Here is an 18,290-nt window from a genome sequence, read left to right on the forward strand (position 1 = left end):
CCTTCGTACGACCAAAGTACTACCGCAGATTCGTCCTGTGCCAATTGACCGTGTCGAGGGCAAGCAGGACTCTTTGTCTGTCTTTCCGGGAGAGAGCACCTCATGAAAGGGTTTTCCAAACTGGGCTGGGCGGTACTCGCTCTGCTCGGCGCGTTCTGTCTGGGCACCGTTGCGCTGCGTCGCGGCGAACACATCAATGCCCTGTGGATCGTCGTCGCGGCGGTGTCGTTGTACCTCGTCGCCTATCGCTTCTACAGCCTGTTCATCGCCAACAAGGTGATGCAGCTCGATCCGACCCGGGCCACCCCGGCGGTGATCAACAACGATGGCCTGGACTACGTGCCGACCAACAAGCACGTGCTGTTCGGCCACCACTTCGCCGCCATCGCCGGCGCCGGCCCGCTGGTCGGCCCGGTGCTGGCCGCGCAGATGGGCTACCTGCCCGGCCTGCTGTGGCTGGTGGTGGGCGTCGTGCTGGCCGGTGCGGTGCAGGACTTCATGGTCCTGTTCCTGTCCAGCCGCCGCAACGGACGTTCGCTGGGTGACCTGGTGCGCGAGGAGATGGGCCAGGTGCCCGGCACCATCGCCCTGTTCGGCGCCTTCCTGATCATGATCATCATCCTGGCCGTGCTGGCGATGGTGGTGGTCAAGGCACTGGCCGAGAGCCCCTGGGGCATGTTCACGGTGATCGCAACGATGCCCATCGCGATCCTGATGGGCGTGTACATGCGCTACATCCGCCCCGGCAAGATCGGCGAGATCTCGATCGTTGGCCTGATCCTGCTGCTGGCCGCGATCTGGTTCGGCGGCAAGGTCGCGGCCGACCCGACCTGGGGCCCGGCGTTCACCTTCACCGGCACCCAGATCACCTGGATGCTGATCGGCTATGGCTTTGTCGCTTCGGTGCTGCCGGTGTGGCTGCTGCTGGCACCGCGTGATTACCTGTCGACCTTCCTCAAGATCGGTACGATCATCGCGCTGGCCATCGGCATCCTCGTGGTGATGCCGGAACTGAAGATGCCGGCGCTGACCCAGTTCGCCGCCAGCGGTGACGGCCCGGTGTGGAAGGGCGGCATGTTCCCGTTCCTGTTCATCACCATCGCCTGCGGTGCGGTGTCCGGCTTCCATGCCCTGATTTCCTCCGGCACCACGCCGAAGCTGCTGGCCAATGAAGCGCACATGCGCTACATCGGCTATGGCGGCATGCTGATGGAATCGTTCGTGGCCGTGATGGCGCTGGTGGCGGCTTCGATCATCGATCCGGGCATCTACTTCGCGATGAACAGCCCGGCGGCGGTGATCGGCCCGGATGTGGTGTCAGCCGCGCACTACATCACCAATACCTGGGGCTTCACCATCACCCCGGAACAGCTGACCGCCACGGCAGCAGCAATCGGCGAGCCGACCATCCTGCACCGCGCCGGTGGCGCGCCAACACTGGCAGTGGGCATCGCACAGATCCTGCACCAGGCGATTCCAAGCAGCAGCGACGCAATGATGGCGTTCTGGTACCACTTCGCGATCCTGTTCGAAGCGTTGTTCATCCTGACCGCGGTGGACGCCGGCACCCGTGCCGGGCGCTTCATGCTGCAGGACCTGCTGGGCAACTTCGTGCCAGCGTTGAAGAAGACCGAGTCGTGGACCGCCAACATCATCGGTACCGCCGGCTGCGTGGCGCTGTGGGGCTATCTGCTGTACACCGGCGTGGTCGATCCGTTCGGTGGCATCCAGACCCTGTGGCCGCTGTTCGGCATCTCCAACCAGATGCTGGCCGGCATCGCGCTGATGCTGGGCACGGTGGTGCTGTTCAAGATGAAGCGTGACCGCTACGCGTGGGTCACCGCGGTGCCGGCGGTGTGGCTGCTGATCTGCACCACCTACGCCGGCTTCATCAAGATCTTCGACAGCAACCCGGCGCAGGGCTTCCTGGCACAGGCGCACAAGTTCCAGGCGGCGCTTGCCAGCGACACCATCACCGCGCCGGCCAAGTCGGTGGCGCAGATGAAGCAGATCGTGGTCAACGCCTACGTCAATACCGGGCTGACCGCGCTGTTCCTGCTGGTGGTGGGGGCGGTGCTGGTGTATTCGATCAAGACCATCCTGGCCGCCCGCCGCAACCCGCAGCGCAGCGACCGCGAGACCCCGTACGTGGCGCTGAAGCCGCATGAAATGGTGGATCTGTGATGAGCACGCAACTGGTTCCCGCCGGCCAGTACCAGGCGCACCGCCGCATCTGGCGGCGCCTGGTGCAGACCGCACGCCTGTGCTGTGGCATTCCTGATTACGACAACTACGTCCGGCACATGCTGGAAAAGCATCCGGACCAGGAGCCGATGGACTACAAGACGTTCTTCCGTGAGCGGCAGGAAGCGCGATATGGCGGCCGCAATGGCGGTCGATGCTGCTGAGGTGAAAGTGGGTGGCGGGCTTGCAGCCCGCCGCCCGCAGAGGCCGGTGCAACTGCAACTGCTGAGGCGTCGGCTCTGGGTTTTCTGTTTCGTTGGCGGGGCGGTGTGGGCTTGCAGGACACGCCGTAAACCCTTCCATGGGGGCTCGATGGCGCCATCCATGGCGCCAACGGTCCTGCAAGCCCACACCGCCCCACCTCTGACAGATTGCCGGTGACGGCGAGACACATGCGGGGTCAGATCCGTTTCCCGAAGGAAACGGATCTGACCCCATTTTGTTTATCGATATCTGACAGATGTGCCGACCAACGGTCGGCACCCACCAACAGCCGCGTGAACCTGTCGAAGGCGGGGCACTGTGGGTGTGCGGGGTGTGAGCCGCATGGATGCGGCGACCAAGCCCCCATGGATGGGTTTACGGCGTCCCCGCACACCCACAGTGCCCCGCCAACCCACGGAATGCCGCTTCGGCTTTTGACGTTGCCGTTGATTGAAGCGGGTGCAGGGCTGCAAGCCCTGCTGGCCTACTCCACCAGGGTAATGGGAGTGAGCGTGACCTTGGCGTTGTTCGCTGCTCCCATGCGATCGGTGTACGCCTGCCCGCGTTGGACAAGATAGAAGCTGTCCAGGTAATCGATGTCGTTGGAAAACCACGACGACGGCATCGCCTTGAGGATCGCGCCGGCAATATCGGCGATGACCGCATACTCCGGTGCGAACGCACCCAGCGCTGCCTTCACACCGTTGCTCAACGCCACCAGCAGGTCCTGGTAGTTGGTGTCACCGTCATCCTCGAACAACTGCACGTTGGCGGCGTTGAACCGATAGTTGCCCCACAGGACCAGCGCCTGCTGCGGCGTGTAGTCGGTCTTGTCATGGTCCAGGTAGGGCATGTCGACCGTGGCCATCTCCGGCTCCGCCTTGCCGATCTGCAGCCCGGACACCACCGCGAACACCTCCGCCGCGCCCAGTGCCCACGGCTCCTGGTCGTCGGCCAGGCGGATGCGGTCCAGCCGGGTGATGTCCAGTGATGCACGCGCGCCATCGGCCGACAGCTGGATGCGCTCGGGCGATTGCAGGCCCCGTGCGCGCAGGCCGGCGTTGACCAGCGCCATGCCCTCCTGCACCGAGCGGCGGGTATCGACATCGACGATCAAGACCGGGAATGCCGGTGCCTGCCGTGCGTCCAGCACATGCGCGCGGCCCCGCGCGTCGTAGGCCGTCAGCGTGGTCCAGTCACGATCATTGCCCCGTGGCAGGCTGGCCACCCACAACTGGCGTGGCGCGATGTCAGCCAGCGACTGGCCGTCCGGCACGTAGGCGCGCAGCTGCAGCAGCCCCTCGCCCTGCGCTGGCAAGCCCTTGGCCTGGCGCAGCTGCTGATCGTTGCTGGCCAGCGAGACGCTGGCCTGGGTGCGGACGCCCGGGTCGAAGCGCTCCATCACGGCGTCCAGTGCCACGCCCCGTTCCGGTGAGGCCGCCAGCGTGGTGCGCACGGCCTCGGCGAAGCCGGGTTGGGCAATCAATCCCGCCACCTCACGCGCACTGGCCTCGGTTACGGCCTGTATCTGAGCACCGCGCGCGGCAGCATCGCCTTGCGCAGCTGCCCCGGCGCTGGCCAACAGCAGTGCCAGCAGCGTGGTCCCCCCAATCATCCGTCGATGCGTCATTCCAGCCCCCAGGCAACGTCGCTGCGGATGAGCGACAGGTGCTGCCTACGCTACGTCGCGATCACCATACGATTCGGTATGTACCGCACAGTTCCGCCTGCGGCCTGCAAAAAAAGAGCCGAGCATCGGCTCGGCTCTACACGGGATCACGATGCCAGGTGTGGCCCGGCTCAGCCGGTGGCCATCCACTTCAGGATCAAGCCGGTGACATACGCCAGGCCCGTACCGGTGGCATAGCCCACCGTGCCCAGCAGCACGCCCACCGGGGCCAGCGTGGGGTGGAACGCCGCGGCCACCACCGGCGCCGAAGCCGCCGCACCGATGTTGCCCTGCGAGCCGATCGCGAAGAAGAACAACGGTGCACGCAGCAGCTTGGCAACGATCCAGAGCACCAGCACGTGCGTGGCCATCCAGATCGCACCCAGCAGGAACAGCCACGGACGATCCAGCAGCGACAGCAGGTTCATCTGCATGCCGATGCAGGCGATCAGGAAATACAGGAACACCGTGCCCAGCCGCGAGGCACCCGCCGCTTCCAGCCGGCGTGCGCGGGTGAAGCTCAGGCCCAGGCCCATTGCGGTGGACAGCAGGATCACCCACACGAACTGGCTGTCCAGGCTGAACTGGCTGGCCCAGCTGACGTTGGCCTTGAACCAGCCCGACAGCGGCGCCGCAATCGCATGGGCCAGGCCGACGCCGCCCAGCGCCACGCCGACGATCACCATCAGGTCGGTCATGCTGGGAATGCGCGCATTCTGCGCCTCGTAGGCACTGATGCGGGCCTTCATCTCGTCGATGGCGCGGGTATCGGCACCGTTGCGGGTATCGATCTGCTGCGCACGGTTGGCCAGGAACAGCAGGATCGCCATCCACAGGCTGGCGCAGGCCACGTCGACCACCGCGAACTGCCCGAAGGTGGTGGCATCGGTACCGAACACTTCGCGCATGGCGACCATGTTGGCGCCGCCGCCAATCCAGCTGCCAGCCAGTGCGGCCATGCCGGCCCAGGTGTCGCCGGCCACGGTTTCCGGGTGGATCAGCTTCATCAGCTGGAACGAGACGATGGCGCCGAGCATGATGCCGGCGGTACCGGCACAGAACACGATCAGCAGTTTCGGACCGAGCTTGGCGATGCCCTTGAGATCGATCGACAGGGTCAGCAGGACCAGCGCGGCAGGCAGCAGCACATCACGTGCCACCGGGTTGTACAGCGAGGTGTTGTGGCCGTCGATGACACCGGCGGTGTTGTAGATGGCGGGGATGAAGTAGCACAGCAGCAGTGCCGGCACCCAGGCGAAGATCTTCTTCAGCAAGGGGGTCGGGCCGCTGGCAGCCCAGAAGATCAGGGCCAGGGTGGCGGCAATCAGGCCCAGTCCAACGATGTCGTTGCTGATCAGGGCAGTAGCGGGTTCGGTCGGCATGGGATCCTCTGTCGATCGAAAGAGCGGAAAAAAAAGCGCCGCATAAGGCGGCGCAGGTCGAGATTAACATTGTCTTCACGCCGGGTCATGCTGCAGTGCCGACCACGACCCCATCCTCTCCGGGAGCCTCCCCATGCAGCTCGGCGCTTTCTCGGTCAGCCTCTCGGTGAAGAATTTGGCCGCCTCCCGCGCGTTCTACGAAGCCCTGGGCTTCTCGGTCACTGGTGGCGACCCGGCACAGAACTGGCTGGTACTGCGCAGCAACGGCACGGTGATCGGACTGTTCCAGGGCATGTTCGAGGGCAACCTGCTCACCTTCAATCCCGGCTGGGACCAGCACAGGCAGGAACTGCCCCACTTCCAGGACGTGCGTGAACTCCAGGCCGAGCTGGACTCGAAGGGCATCGAGCTGGCAGTACGTACCGACCCTGAGGGCCAGGGCACCGGCTACCTGCAGCTGGCCGATCCAGATGGGAATGTGATCCTGATCGACCAGCACGTGGCGCGCCCGGACAGGCGATAACACGTACAGCATGCCAACCAAGGTTGGCATCTACCAGGACAGCCGGATCAGGTCGGGCGCGAAGCGCTGAAATCCAGGGTGGCGCGCGTACCTCGCGCTTCGCAGGGCTGCAGCCGCAGGGTCCATCCCAGGTGTTCGCACAGGCGCGCGATCAGGTCCAGGCCGATGCCCCCACCGCGGTCGGCGCGGTCGCCCCGGGCCATGCGCGCGTGAATCGCGGCGATCTCCTCCGGGCTCATGCCGTGCCCCGGGTCCTGCAGGGTGAGCACTGCCGACGAACTTAGTCGCAGTTCGATATGGCCACGGCCGCTGTTCTCGATGGCGTTGCGCAACAGGTTGCCGATCGCCGCCTGTACCACCGCCAACGGCGCAACAATATCCACCGGCGCGGCCTGGATGCCGATGCTCAGGTCCTTGTCGCCAAGCAGGTGGCGGTGGTCATCGACAATCTCGGGCAGCAACTGGTCCAGCGCGATGCGCTCGGCGCGAGCGGCCAGTCGCGCCGGATCGCGTGCCAGCACCAGCAGCAGCTCGATCAGCTGCTCAACGCTCTGCGCCGTACGCAGCACGCGCTGCATCTGCTGGCGCGCCCGATCCGGCAGGCCCGGTTGTTCCAGTGCCAGTTCCGCGGCGCCGGTCATCACCGCGATCGGCGTGCGCAGCTCATGGCTGGCGGTACTGATGAACACCCGCTCACGCTCGACGAACTGCTCGTTGCGGTCCAGGTAGTCGTTCAACGCATCGGCGATGGTATGCAACTCGGAACTGCCGCGCGGGTCCACGTTGATGCGCTGCCCCTGCACACCCGGCCGCAGCGCGCCGATATGCTGGGCCAGCAGGCTCAGCGGACGCACCATCCGCTCCATGCCGAACGAAGCCATCAGCACGGTGACGAAGATCATGATCACCCCGGCCAGCATCACCCAGCGCGTGGCGAACTGCTCCAGGTCATGGAAGTCGGAGATGTCCAGCGCCAGTGCCACCCGCCCCATCGAGCCGGTGTCGCGCACCATCACGGCGGTCTGCCGCCCCTTGATCGGTACCCCATCGTGCAGCCCCGGGTGCAGCGTGCGCACGCTCTCGGGCATGTTGCCTTCATCGAAACGGAACAGGCTGAGCGTGTCCGAGTCCTGCCAGCGGTAATGCGGCTCGTGCTCGGTATGGTCGACGATGCTGTCCAGTTCGGAGTTGAGCAGCGCGCGCCAGGCCGCATGCTCGGCGTGCTCATGCACGTAGTTGCCGACGCTGAACACCGCGATCGACAACAGCGCCAGGTAGCCCAGCAACCACCACACCACGCGCCGGTACAGCGGTCCCGGCTTACGCGCCTTCATCGTCTTCCCTGGCCGGATCGTTGGCCGAAGTCACGGCCAGCCGGTAGCCGACCCGCGGCAGGGTGTGGATCAGCTTGTCAGCGAACGGGCCATCGACGCTGCGGCGCAGTTCGTAGACATGCGAACGCAACAGGTCTCCATCCGGTGGCTCGTCACCCCATAAAGCGAATTCCAGCTGCTGGCGGGTGACCGCACCGGGGCTGGCACGCATCAGTACTTCCAGCAGCTTGCGGCAGGCCGGGTACAGATGCAGTACCTGGCTGCCGCGCTGCGCCTCCAGGGTGGCCAGGTCCAGCACCAGGTCGCCCACCTGCAGCCGCTTGCGCGGATTGCGGCCCTGCGCACGCAGCAGCAGCGCCTCCAGCCGCACCTCCAGCTCGGGAAGGGCGAACGGCTTGGTCAGGTAGTCGTCGGCACCGGCGCGGAAGCCGGCGATCTTGTCCGGTAGCTCGTCACGTGCGGTCAGCATGATCACCGGCACCTCCGAGGCGTGCTCGGCGCGCAGGCGGCGCAGCACCTCCGGCCCCTCCATGCGCGGCAGCATCCAGTCCAGGATCACCGCATCGTAGGGGTGGCTGCCGGCCAGGTGCAGGCCGGTGATGCCATCCGGGGCCACGTCCAGCACATGCCCGCGCGACTCGAAATAGTCGAACAGGTTGGCCACCAGCTGGCGGTTGTCCTCGATCACCAACAGACGCATGCACGAAACATCCACGGAAGTTCGTAACATGGTAGCGCTGCCCATGTCGGAATGCGGTCGCCTTGGCCACCTCCGACGCTTTTCCCACCCCCGCCGCCTCAGAATGGCTGTTTTGCTCCCGGAGCCCGCCGTGCCCGTAGCCCTGCCCCGTCGTTGGCGCCTGCCCCTGCTGTGGCTGCTGATCATTGCCGCGCTGGCGGCCGGTATCGGCATGCGCCAGCCGCAACCACCGGACGAGCCCCGCTTCGTGCTGGCTGCCCGCACCATGGTCGAGAGCGGGCAATGGCTGCTGCCCCACCGTGGCGTCGAGCTGTATGCGGAAAAGCCTCCGGTGTTCATGTGGCTGCAGGCGGCGGCCTACGAGGTGGTGGGCAGCTGGCAATGGTCATTCCTGCTGCCCTCGCTGCTGGGTGCCCTGCTCAGCCTGTGGCTGGTCTCGGACCTGGCGCGGCGCCTGTGGTCCCCCCGGCATTCGCTGTACGCAGTGGCTGCGCTGTTCTGCACCCTGCAGTTCGGCCTGATGGCCAAGCGCGCGCAGATCGACATGGTGCTGGTGGGCATGACCACGGTGGCCCTGTGGGGCCTGATGCGCCACCTGTGCGAGCGACGCAACCTGCCCACCCTGTGGCTGGCCGGTTTCGCCGCCGGTGTCGGCACGGTGACCAAGGGCGTGGGTTTCCTGCCGCTGCTGATGGTGCTGCCCTGGTTCGGCTGGTGGCTGTACCAGCGTCGCCGTGGCCATGTGGTGGACGGCCCGCATCCGGCCAGCCTGCTCTGGCTCATCCCGGCCTTCCTGCTGGGCGTGGGAGTGTGGCTGGCACCGCTGGGCTGGGCCCTGCTGCATGCGCCCAGCGCCGAGCTTCAGGCCTACGCGCATGAGCTGTTGTTCAAGCAGACCGGCACCCGCTACGCCAACGCCTGGCATCACCGCCAGCCGGTCTGGTACTACCTGCAGGTGATCCTCACCCTGTGGCTGCCAGGCAGCCTGCTGCTGCCGCTGCTGTTCAAGCCGTGGTGGCGCCGCCTGCGCCGTGGCGACCGCCGGCAGTGGCTGCTGCTGGGCTGGGCGCTGCTGGTGCTGGTGTTCTTCAGTGCCAGCCCGGGCAAGCGCGAGGTCTATCTGCTGCCGATGCTGCCGGCGATGGCGCTGGCCGTCGCACCGCTGCTGCCGGGCCTGCTGCGCCGGTTGTGCGTGCGCCGCTACCTGTTCGGCTACAGCGTGGTGCTGATGCTGGCCACCGGCGTGCTCGGCGTGATGCTGATGACCGAACACCCGTGGGCGGTGGCGCAGCTGGAGCGCCGGGCCATGCCTGACACCCTGCTACCGGTGCTCGGCGACGGTCTGCTGACCTTCGCCATCGCCCTGGCCACGTTGATCGTATGGCTGCGGGTACGGCGCGCTGCGACACTGGTGCTGCTGACCCACGGCATGCTGTGGATGCTGTACGGACTGGTGCTGATTCCGGCGCTGGATCCCTATGCATCGGCATCGGCGCTGATGCGCCGGGTTGGCACACGGATCGGCCCCGATGCCGAACTGGCGCTGGTGGCCTGGCGCGAACAGAACCTGCTGCAGGCCGACCGCCCGGTGCGCGAGTTCGGCTTCAAGCGCCCCTGGCCCGAGCAATGGCACGATGCCGGCCCGTGGCTGGCCGAAGCGCCGGACAAGCGCTGGCTGCTGGTACTGGACGATGCGATGAGCCCCTGCGTGGACCCAGCCAAGGTGATCGACATCGGCGTGGCAAACCGCAATCGCTGGCAGCTGCTTCCGGGTACCGCCTGGGACCCGCAATGCCATGCCGAGCGGGCCGGGTCGACCGCCGAAGAAGACTGAACGTTGGCTCGTGCCCGGCAAGCATTAACCCGGCACGAACGAGCGTCCGACCCTTCTCCGACATCCAGGTGACGAGCATGGCCGCGGATTCCCGAACCGCCCTTTCCCAGCATGCCCGTCCGTCCCATTGATTCGGTAGCGCCGCTTGCGACATCGCCGCTGGCGTCAAGATTTGCCGTAACCCACCTCTGGCTGCCTGTCGCCATCGGCCTGCCCGTGTTCGCGCTGCTGATGGGCTTCGGTGGCGATCAGTGGGTCGCCGACCACCTGTTCCGCCTTGAGGGTGGCCACTGGGCGTTGCAGGACGCCTGGGTCACCCGCACGCTCGTCCACAAGGCCGGCAAGTGGATGAGCACGGCAGCCGCGCTGGTGGCGATCCTGTTGTGCTTCCACCATTGGCGCAAGGGCCGTGACCGGACCCTGCGCTGGGCGCTGCTTTATGTCGTTGTTGCCATGGCGTTGGGCACCGGAGTGATCTCCCTGCTGAAGTCGCTGGTGCCGATGGAATGCCCGTGGGACCTGCTGCGCTATGGCGGCCACCAGCCCTTCATCGGATTGTTCACCCTGCGCCCGGCCGGCATGGCGCCGCAGGCGTGTTTCCCGGCCGGGCACGCCAGCGCGGGCTACGCCTGGCTTTGCCTGTACTTCTTCGCCCTGCTGTGGCGGCCGTCGTGGCGCTGGGCGGGGTTGTGGATCGGCCTGGGCAGCGGCCTGGTGTTCGGCATCAGCCAGCAGCTGCGCGGTGCGCACTTCCTTTCGCATGACGTTGCCACGGCCTTGACGTGCTGGCTGCTTTCGTTGGGCCTGTATGTCCTGATCCGCCGTCAGCTGGACCGTCCCCACCGCCAGGAGGCAAACGCATGAGCGCATCGGTCCAACGCTCTACCCGCCTGCCGGCCCTGGCAAGCGTCCTCCGCTGGCGGCCGCAGCTGTCCACCGAAGCACTGATCGCGCTGACCAGCCTGTTCTTCGCGGTGGCCGGCAACGGCCTGTTCTGGCACAGCGCGATGGCCAGCCATCCGGGCAGCCTGCGCTACGCCCTTTCGCTGCTGCTGTTGCTGCTGGGTACGCACGGCGTACTGCTCGGCATCCTGGTCTGGCGCTGGAACGCCAAGGTGGTGATCAGCCTGCTGCTGCTGGTGACTGCATTCGCCGCGCACTACATGAGCCGTTACCACATCTACCTGGATGCGGACATGCTGCGCAACGTGCTGGCGACCGACCCCAAGGAAAGCCGCGAACTGATGACGGTGTCGCTGGTGTGGCCGGTGCTGCTGCTGGCGGTGCTGCCGATGGTGGTGCTGTGGCGTGTGCAGCTGCGCCGCCGATGCTGGGGACGCAGCCTGCTGTGGCGCCTCGGCTTCCTGGTGGTGGCAGCGGTGACCGCGGTCGGCGGCGCGCTGATCTCGTTCCAGGACGTCTCGGCGCTGATGCGCAACCAGCGCGAAGTACGCTATCTCGCCACCCCGGCCAACGTGCTGCTGGGCATGCCGCGTGCGCTGCGTGGCGACAATCCGGTGCAGCGCGCGCCGAAGCTGCCGATCGGCACCGACGCCAAGGCCACCCCGCGTACACCGGCCAGCAAGCCGCGCCTGCTGGTGATCGTGATGGGCGAGACCGTGCGCGCGCAGAACTGGGGCCTCAACGGCGGCCGCAACACCACGCCGGAACTGGCGCAGGCGCCAGTGATCAACTTCCCGGACATGCACTCGTGCGGTACCAGCACCGAAGTCTCGCTGCCGTGCCTGTTCTCGCCATGGGGCCGCCACGACTACGACGAGAAGAAGATCCGCGCGCACCAGTCGCTGCTGCATGTGCTGAACCGTGCCGGCATCGCACCGCTGTGGCGTGACAACCAGTCCGGCTGCAAGGGCGTGTGCGAAGGCCTGGACTTCCAGTCGTTGTCCGACGCGACCACGCCGGGGCTGTGCGCCGATGGCCGCTGCATGGATGAGATCCTGCTGCAGGACCTGGCCACCCAGGTGCGCGCCAAACCCGGCGACCGGGTGGTGGTGCTGCACCAGCTGGGCAACCACGGCCCGGCCTACTTCGAGCGCTATCCGCAGGCATTCCGCCGCTTCACCCCGACCTGCGACACCCGTGACATCGGCCGCTGCTCGCGCGAGGAGATCACCAACAGCTACGACAATGCCGTGCTGTACACCGATCACTTCCTGAGCAAGACGATCGGCACGCTGCAGGGCCTGCAGGACTACGACACGGCGATGATCTACCTGTCCGACCACGGCGAGTCACTGGGCGAGAAGGGCCTGTTCCTGCACGGCGTGCCCTACGCCATCGCCCCGGCCGAGCAGACCCGCGTGCCGATGACGATGTGGTTCTCGCCGGGCTTCGCCAGCAGCCGCGGTCTGGACCTGCAGTGCGTGCGCAAGCGTTCGGCGGCCTATGCCGACCATGACAACCTGTTCCCGTCGGTGCTGGGCCTGATGCAGGTGAAGACCTCGCTGTACGAGCGCGACCGCGACGTGTTCGCCAACTGCGAAGGGTGAGGGTTGTTCGGCAGGGCTTGCAGCCCTGCACCTGCAGAGGCAACTGCAACCGCAACGGCCGAAGCAACAGCAACAGCGTGCATTCCGTGGGATGGCGGGGTGGGTCCGGTGGCGGGAGACGCCGTAAACCCATCCCTGGGGGCTTGGCCGCGGCATCCATGCCGCGGACACTCCCGCCACCGGACCCACCCCGCCTTCGACAGTTTTCCGCGATCTGTTGGAACGGCAGTCTGCTCTGGTGGGTGTCGACCTTGGTCGACACGGTAGATCTGATTCAAATTTGATTTTCGATATCTGACAGATGTGTCGACCAAGGTCGACACCCACCAACGGCCGCCGCGATCTGTCAGAGGTGGGGCGGTGTGGGCTTGCAGGACCGTTGGCGCCATGGATGGCGCCATCGAGCCCCCATGGATGGGTTTACGGCGTGTCCTGCAAGCCCACACCGCCCCGCCATCCCACGGATAGCCCGCTTCTGCTGTTGCTTCGGTCTTTGCCGTTGCTTCTGCGGGTGCAGGGCGCCGCCCTGCCGAACCCAACCGACTTCCGCCACTTGCGGTGGCAGCGGCTGCCCACTAGCCTTCGGCCGTCGTTCACCACCCAAGGACCGCCCGTGAAACACCGCCATCTCCTGCTGGCCTCGGCTATCGCCGCCGCCACGCTGGCCCTGGTCGCCTGCAAGAAGGAACCGTCGCCCGGCACCGAGACCGCCAGCCCCAGCGCGCCGGCCGGCGAAACCGCCGACCAGTTCGTGGCCCGCATCAATGCCGAATTCAAGGCCGCCTACCCGGAGATGACCTCGGCGCAGTGGCTGTCCTCCACCTACATCAACAGCGATTCCGAACGCATCGCGGCCAAGGCCAACGAGCGCTCGCTGACCCAGCTCAACAGCTGGATCGAGCAGGCCGCCAAGTTCGAAGGCAAGCCGATGAGCGAGGACAGCAAGCGCGCCATCCACCTGCTGAAGCTGATGTCCTCGATGCCGGCGCCGCGCGACCCGGCCAAGCTGGCTGAGCTGACCCAGATCGCCACCCGCATGGAAGGCAGCTACGGTGCCGGCAAGTACTGCACCGACGCCAACGATCCGAACTCCTGCCGCCAGCTGGGCGAACTGGAGCAGGTGCTGGCGCGCAGCCGCGACTACGACAAGCAGCTCGATGCCTGGCAGGGCTGGCACAGCACCACCAAGAGCATGCGCGGCGATTACCAGAAGTTCGTCGGCCTGGTGAACGAAGGTGCCAAGGGCATGGGCTTCACCGATGCCGGGCAGATGTGGCGCAGCGGCTACGACATGCCGCCGGAGCAGATCGGCCCGGAAACCGACCGCCTGTGGGAACAGGTCAAGCCGATGTACGAGCAGCTGCACTGCTATGCGCGCGGCAAGCTGGACAAGACCTACGGTAAGGACAAGGCCGAAGTGGGCAATGGCCTGATCGCCGCGCACCTGCTGGGCAACATGTGGCAGCAGGACTGGTCGAACCTGTGGGACCAGCTGGAACCGTACCCCGGTGCCGGCAGCCTGGACATCACCGCAGCGCTTGAAAAGCAGTACCAGAGCAACCTGAGCGCCGCGCTGGCCAAGGCCGGCAAGGACGCCAACGTGGCCGCGCAGTACAAGGCGCAGCGCGAGGCCGAACTGCGTACCGCCAGGCAGATGACCGAGCGCGCGCAGGACTTCTACGTGTCGCTGGGCATGCCCTCGCTGCCGCAGTCGTACTGGGAAAAGACCCAGTTCATCAAGCCCGATGACCGCGACGTGGTCTGCCACGCCAGCGCCTGGGACATGAACATGGAAGGCGATGTGCGCACCAAGATGTGCATCAAGCCGAACGAAGAGAACTTCACCACCATCTACCACGAGCTGGGCCACATCTATTACGACCTGGCCTACAACCCGCTGCCGCCGCTGTTCCAGGGCGGTGCCAACGATGGCTTCCATGAAGCGATCGGCGACACCATCGTGCTGGCGATGACCCCGAAGTACCTCAGCTCGATCGGCCTGGTCGATGCGCCGACCGAGAGTCGCGAGGCGGTCATCAACAACCAGATGCGCATGGCGCTGTCGGGCGTGTCGTTCCTGCCGTTCGGGCTGATGATCGACCGCTGGCGCTGGGGCGTGTTCGACGGTTCGATCACCGCCGACAACTACAACAAGGCGTGGTGGGACCTGAAGGCCAAGTACCAGGGCGTGGCCCCGGCCAGCACCCGTGGCGAAGAGTTCTTCGACCCGGGCGCGAAGTACCACGTGCCGGGCAACACCCCGTACACCCGTTACTTCCTGGCGCGCATCCTGCAGTTCCAGTTCTACAAGGGCCTGTGCGATGCGGCCGGTTACAAGGGCCCGCTGCATGAGTGCACCTTCTACGGCAACAAGGAAGCCGGCCAGAAGTACTGGGCGATGCTGAGCAAGGGTGCCAGCCAGCCGTGGCAGGCCACGCTGAAGGAACTGACCGGCACCGACAAGCTCGATGCCGGCCCGATGATCGAGTACTTCACCCCGGTCAACGAGTGGCTGAAGCAGCAGAACGAAGGCCAGATGTGCGGCTGGCAGGCCAACGCGGCCCCTGCGGCGAAATGAAAGAGGGGCGGATCCGCAAGGATCCGCCCCTTTGCCGTGTTGTAGAGCCGAGCCATGCTCGGCTGTTTTTCCACCGTGCTGCGCACGGCAAGCCGAGCATGGCTCGGCTCTACAGGATGTGTGCGATCAGCTGTTCTTCTTCGCCGCCATCGCCGCGGCCAGCTCGGCCTTGAATTCCTCGAAGGTCTGACCCTTCTCCTTCGCTTCGGCCTGCGCGGCATCGCGAAGCGCATCGGAGTACATCAGGCGCACCGGCGTGCCGTTGCGCTCGTGCAGTTCACCGGCCTGCATGATCAGCGCCAGCACCTGCGCAGCACTCTCGCTGTGGCCAGCGATGCGGCCGTCCATGCCCAGCACCCATTCGCCGTCACGGCGCACGACCCCGGCCAGCAGGGTGCGCTGCGCGTCGCGCAGTTCGGCATGCGGCTCCACCGGCGAGGCCTGGGCTGCAACCTTGTTGGCGGCCTGCTTTTCCTGGCGACGGCGCTGGTCGCGGCGGGTCTTGGAGCTGGTGGACATGGTGCGGTACCGCGGCGAGGGGGGCGCAAGGATAGCGCACCCCGCCCGCCGGGCCACTTCACGCACGTTCAATCCCGCACGATCAGTCCAGTACTTTGCCGTGCCGCCAGTAGCCCATGAAGGTGATCGCGCGGCGGTCCAGCCCGCAGTCGCGGACCAGATGCCGGCGGATCGCCATCACGGCCCCGGCCTCGCCCGCCACCCATGCGTACAGCGGCCCGGCCACGCTGGCATCGGCCTGCTCCCAGAGGATCTGCGCATCGACGTCGATCTCCTCCAGCTCATCGCCGGCGGCCACGCTCGAGGCCGCTGCCAGGCGTTCCTGCACCGCCTGCAGCAGGGGCTGGCCGTAGGCCGCCTGCCCGCGCGGCAGCCAGACCAGTTCGGCGCTGGCCGGCGCGGTCAACGGCACCGCATCACCGGCCTGGGCGACTTCCAGCAGGGCCAGCGTGCGTGGCGGGTCCGCCAGCGCGGCCAGTTCCTCCAGGATGCCGGCCACGGCCGGCAACGCGGTCTCGTCGGCCACCAGCAGCACCTGGCCCACACCGGCCGTCGGCTTCCATTCCCAGCCTTCGCTGCTGTCGGCGCAGTCGGCATCCGGAGCGAGCAGCACCACACGGTCGCCCGGGCGTGCATGCATGGCCCAGCGCGAGGCGGGCCCGGTCACGCCGTGGATGACGAAATCGACGTCGACCTCGCCCTGCTCAGCGCGCAGCTGGCGGATGGTGTAGGTGCGCATCGGAGGGCGCTGGTCGTCAGGCAGGGCCCGGTAGCGCGGGTACCAGTCCTCGCCGCTGGGGACCTGCGGCAGGTCCTGGCCGGGCAAGGGGAAGAACACCTTGATCCGCTGGTCCGGGCCTTCGGTCTTCATCCGTGCCACGTCGGCACCGGTGAACACCATGCGGTCCAGCGAAGGGGAAAGCACGCGGCGCTCTTTCAGCGCCACCTCGAACAGGCGGTAGGTCTGCTGCGCAGCCATGGGGGAACCTCATGCAACGACATTGGATCGGCTGGCTGTCGTGCACCCCTGCACCGGCTGGCTGGAGTCCCCAGCCTAATCCGGTGGTGTTCGGTCGCAAGGGTTGCAGGCATCGCGCCCCGCCCTACCCCTGCGCGCTGCTCAATGGCCCGTGCAGGCTGCCTGCGCCACGCGTTCGCGCTGGTGTTCCCAGTACCAGAACACGAAACCGAGGGCGAAAAAGGCGGCCTGGCCCAGTGCCAGGTGCAACGGGCTGGCACTGAGCAGCGGCGATACCACGCCCGCCACCACGGTGCTGATCATCAGCTGCGCAAAGGCCTGCAGCGAAGACGCCAGGCCACGCTGATGCGGGTACATGTCCAGCACCGCCAGCGCCAGGATCGGGAAGATCAGCGCCATGCCCATGCCACCCAGGAAAATCGGCAGCACCGCCCACGGCAGCACGAACTGCGGCGCCAGTGCCACGTAGCCGACGTTCAGCAGTGCCGACAATGCGCAAAGCGCGAAACCGATGGCGACCTGGCGGGTGGGCGTGGCGTGCCCGGCCATGCGCCCGGACAGGAACGAGCCGGTGGTCATGCCGCCGATGGTCGGAATGAACAGCCAGGCGAATCCGCCCTCGCCCAGATGCAGATGCTGCATCACGAACACCGGCGCCGAGGAGATGTACAGGAAGATGCCGCCGAAGCCGATGCTGCCGGCCAGCGCCAGGCGCAGGAAACGTGGATTGAAGCCGATGCGCACGTAGTCGCGCATCAGCACCCGCGGCGACAGCGGCACCCGCGCCTCGACCGGATGCGTTTCCGGCAGGAAGCGTGCGGTGGCCGCCAGCAGCACCAGTGCGAACACCACCAGGAACCAGAAGATCAGCGGCCAACCCGCGCCACTGAGCAGGATCCAGCCGCCGATGATCGGCGCGATCGCCGGGGCGATGCCGAACAGCATCGACACCTGGCTCATCAGCCGCTGCGCGTCATGCCCGTGGTAGAGATCGCGGATCACCGCGCGGCCGACGATCATGCCGACACCCGCCGACAGGCCCTGCAGCGCGCGGAACGCCAGCAGCGTGGTCAGGTCGGTGGACAGCGCGCAGCCGACCGAGGCGCCGACAAACACCACCAGGCCGCCGAGGATCACCCGCTTGCGGCCCCAGGCATCGGACAGCGGGCCGTGCGCCAGGCTCATCAGGCCGTAGAACAGCAGGTACACGCTGATGGTCTGCTGCACCGCCACCTCGTCCACCGCCAGGCGCTGGGCCAGCTGCGGGAAGGCCGGGAAGATGGTGTCGATCGAGAACGGACCGAACATGGCCAGGCCGGCGAGCAGCAGGGCCATGCGGCGGGTGGAAGGAGCAACAGCGGCGGTCATGGGGAAGGCGTCCGGCAGGGCCATGCGTGGCACGCACGGCGGGCGCCGGTCCCCCTGCAGCAGGGACGGCGCCAGATGAATTCGGGTATCCGCTCATCATAGGTGGGGATTGCGCCCGATGCCATGCAGCAGTGCACAAAACGCACGGACGGGCCATCGGCCATTCAGGCGCGGCCGCACCCGCCGGGGGCGGCCCACGGGCCCGCGACGGGCTATAATCGGCAGGCAACACGGTGGGAGAAGCGGAACACCGCTGCCGAAGGCGCAACGCCCGTAATCGCTCAGGCCCGATACCACCCGTAACACAACTCTGGAGAGACCGGTTCGATCCGGCGCCGAAGGGGCACGAAGCTGCGGCCAGCCGCACTTCCAAACTCTCAGGCAAAAGGACAGAGGGGCGCCCCGCAGACCGCCGACCGGCGGCTTGTGCCCGTGCGTGTGCCCTT

Annotated in this window: 14 protein-coding genes and 1 riboswitch; of the genes, 7 read left to right on the forward strand and 7 right to left on the reverse strand. The window is 66.7% G+C overall.

Features of this window, described 5'->3' with window-relative positions:
- The first annotated feature begins 102 nt into the window (after positions 1-102).
- Together VN11_RS16255 and VN11_RS16260 are read left to right on the forward strand one after the other, a co-directional pair.
- The gene (locus tag VN11_RS16255) at positions 103-2,184 is read left to right on the forward strand and encodes a carbon starvation CstA family protein (RefSeq protein ID WP_053450485.1); all 2,082 of its coding nucleotides are present in this window, start codon (positions 103-105) and stop codon (positions 2,182-2,184) included.
- Complete coding sequence (locus VN11_RS16260; RefSeq protein WP_005410613.1) at positions 2,184-2,408, forward strand: YbdD/YjiX family protein; 225 nt, start codon at positions 2,184-2,186, stop codon at positions 2,406-2,408. Before VN11_RS16255 ends, VN11_RS16260 begins: the two co-directional genes overlap by 1 nt.
- 524 nt (positions 2,409-2,932) lie before the next feature.
- On the opposite strand, the gene VN11_RS16265 is transcribed toward VN11_RS16260, so the two are convergent.
- Both VN11_RS16265 and VN11_RS16270 read right to left on the reverse strand, forming a co-directional pair.
- A complete protein-coding gene (locus VN11_RS16265; protein WP_053450486.1) occupies positions 2,933-4,063 on the reverse strand; it encodes a DUF3103 family protein in 1,131 nt (376 codons plus the stop codon).
- 185 nt (positions 4,064-4,248) lie between these two features.
- Positions 4,249-5,499: a DUF819 domain-containing protein gene (locus VN11_RS16270; RefSeq protein WP_006462580.1), complete on the reverse strand. Its 1,251-nt coding sequence runs from the start codon at positions 5,497-5,499 to the stop codon at positions 4,249-4,251.
- A 133-nt stretch (positions 5,500-5,632) separates the two neighbouring features.
- On the opposite strand from VN11_RS16270, the gene VN11_RS16275 reads away from it, so the two are divergent.
- A complete protein-coding gene (locus VN11_RS16275) occupies positions 5,633-6,022 on the forward strand; it encodes a VOC family protein (protein WP_053450487.1) in 390 nt (129 codons plus the stop codon).
- A 47-nt stretch (positions 6,023-6,069) separates the two neighbouring features.
- On the opposite strand, the gene VN11_RS16280 is transcribed toward VN11_RS16275, so the two are convergent.
- Positions 6,070-7,356, reverse strand: coding sequence for a sensor histidine kinase (locus VN11_RS16280; protein ID WP_053450488.1), 1,287 nt, complete (start codon positions 7,354-7,356; stop codon positions 6,070-6,072).
- On the reverse strand, positions 7,343-8,056 hold the full coding sequence (locus VN11_RS16285) for a response regulator transcription factor (RefSeq protein ID WP_053450489.1): 714 nt from the start codon (positions 8,054-8,056) through the stop codon (positions 7,343-7,345). Before VN11_RS16285 ends, VN11_RS16280 begins: the two co-directional genes overlap by 14 nt.
- Before the next feature lie 103 nt (positions 8,057-8,159).
- Between VN11_RS16285 and VN11_RS16290 the strand changes: the two genes are divergently transcribed.
- From VN11_RS16290 to VN11_RS16305, 4 genes are all read left to right on the forward strand, one after another.
- Entirely contained in the window at positions 8,160-9,890 is a 1,731-nt protein-coding gene (locus tag VN11_RS16290) for an ArnT family glycosyltransferase (protein WP_428992456.1), read from the forward strand.
- A gap of 111 nt (positions 9,891-10,001) precedes the next feature.
- Positions 10,002-10,754: a phosphatase PAP2 family protein gene (locus tag VN11_RS16295; protein WP_053450491.1), complete on the forward strand. Its 753-nt coding sequence runs from the start codon at positions 10,002-10,004 to the stop codon at positions 10,752-10,754.
- Positions 10,751-12,400, forward strand: coding sequence for a phosphoethanolamine transferase (locus VN11_RS16300; RefSeq protein WP_053450492.1), 1,650 nt, complete (start codon positions 10,751-10,753; stop codon positions 12,398-12,400). The genes VN11_RS16295 and VN11_RS16300 overlap by 4 nt, the downstream gene beginning before the upstream one ends.
- A 613-nt stretch (positions 12,401-13,013) precedes the next feature.
- Entirely contained in the window at positions 13,014-14,978 is a 1,965-nt protein-coding gene (locus VN11_RS16305; RefSeq protein WP_053450493.1) for a M2 family metallopeptidase, read from the forward strand.
- Between the two features lie 126 nt (positions 14,979-15,104).
- Here VN11_RS16305 and VN11_RS16310 read toward each other — a convergent pair whose 3' ends face one another.
- The 3 genes from VN11_RS16310 to VN11_RS16320 form a co-directional block, all read right to left on the reverse strand.
- A complete protein-coding gene (locus VN11_RS16310) occupies positions 15,105-15,497 on the reverse strand; it encodes a hypothetical protein (protein WP_053450494.1) in 393 nt (130 codons plus the stop codon).
- A gap of 82 nt (positions 15,498-15,579) precedes the next feature.
- Positions 15,580-16,476 (reverse strand): siderophore-interacting protein, encoded by an 897-nt coding sequence (locus VN11_RS16315; RefSeq protein ID WP_053450495.1) that lies wholly within the window; start codon positions 16,474-16,476, stop codon positions 15,580-15,582.
- Between the two features lie 141 nt (positions 16,477-16,617).
- Entirely contained in the window at positions 16,618-17,844 is a 1,227-nt protein-coding gene (locus VN11_RS16320) for a multidrug effflux MFS transporter (protein WP_053451363.1), read from the reverse strand.
- A gap of 300 nt (positions 17,845-18,144) precedes the next feature.
- Positions 18,145-18,247: riboswitch (glycine riboswitch) on the forward strand.
- The last annotated feature ends 43 nt before the right edge of the window (positions 18,248-18,290 follow it).

The organism is Stenotrophomonas maltophilia, from assembly GCF_001274595.1.
Classification (GTDB): Bacteria; Pseudomonadota; Gammaproteobacteria; order Xanthomonadales; family Xanthomonadaceae; genus Stenotrophomonas; species Stenotrophomonas forensis.

What these genes read in the sequence shown, in the direction of transcription:
- VN11_RS16255 (WP_053450485.1), top strand. Translation starts at nt 103, where the DNA reads ATGAAAGGGTTTTCCAAACTGGGCTGGGCGGTACTCGCTCTGCTCGGC.
- VN11_RS16300 (WP_053450492.1), top strand. Translation starts at nt 10,751, where the DNA reads ATGAGCGCATCGGTCCAACGCTCTACCCGCCTGCCGGCCCTGGCAAGC.
- VN11_RS16285 (WP_053450489.1), bottom strand. Translation starts at nt 8,056, where the DNA reads ATGCGTCTGTTGGTGATCGAGGACAACCGCCAGCTGGTGGCCAACCTG.
- VN11_RS16265 (WP_053450486.1), bottom strand. Translation starts at nt 4,063, where the DNA reads ATGATTGGGGGGACCACGCTGCTGGCACTGCTGTTGGCCAGCGCCGGG.
- VN11_RS16310 (WP_053450494.1), bottom strand. Translation starts at nt 15,497, where the DNA reads ATGTCCACCAGCTCCAAGACCCGCCGCGACCAGCGCCGTCGCCAGGAA.
- VN11_RS16270 (WP_006462580.1), bottom strand. Translation starts at nt 5,499, where the DNA reads ATGCCGACCGAACCCGCTACTGCCCTGATCAGCAACGACATCGTTGGA.
- VN11_RS16315 (WP_053450495.1), bottom strand. Translation starts at nt 16,476, where the DNA reads ATGGCTGCGCAGCAGACCTACCGCCTGTTCGAGGTGGCGCTGAAAGAG.
- VN11_RS16275 (WP_053450487.1), top strand. Translation starts at nt 5,633, where the DNA reads ATGCAGCTCGGCGCTTTCTCGGTCAGCCTCTCGGTGAAGAATTTGGCC.
- VN11_RS16295 (WP_053450491.1), top strand. Translation starts at nt 10,002, where the DNA reads ATGCCCGTCCGTCCCATTGATTCGGTAGCGCCGCTTGCGACATCGCCG.
- VN11_RS16280 (WP_053450488.1), bottom strand. Translation starts at nt 7,356, where the DNA reads ATGAAGGCGCGTAAGCCGGGACCGCTGTACCGGCGCGTGGTGTGGTGG.
- VN11_RS16260 (WP_005410613.1), top strand. Translation starts at nt 2,184, where the DNA reads ATGAGCACGCAACTGGTTCCCGCCGGCCAGTACCAGGCGCACCGCCGC.
- VN11_RS16290 (WP_428992456.1), top strand. Translation starts at nt 8,160, where the DNA reads ATGGCTGTTTTGCTCCCGGAGCCCGCCGTGCCCGTAGCCCTGCCCCGT.
- VN11_RS16320 (WP_053451363.1), bottom strand. Translation starts at nt 17,844, where the DNA reads ATGACCGCCGCTGTTGCTCCTTCCACCCGCCGCATGGCCCTGCTGCTC.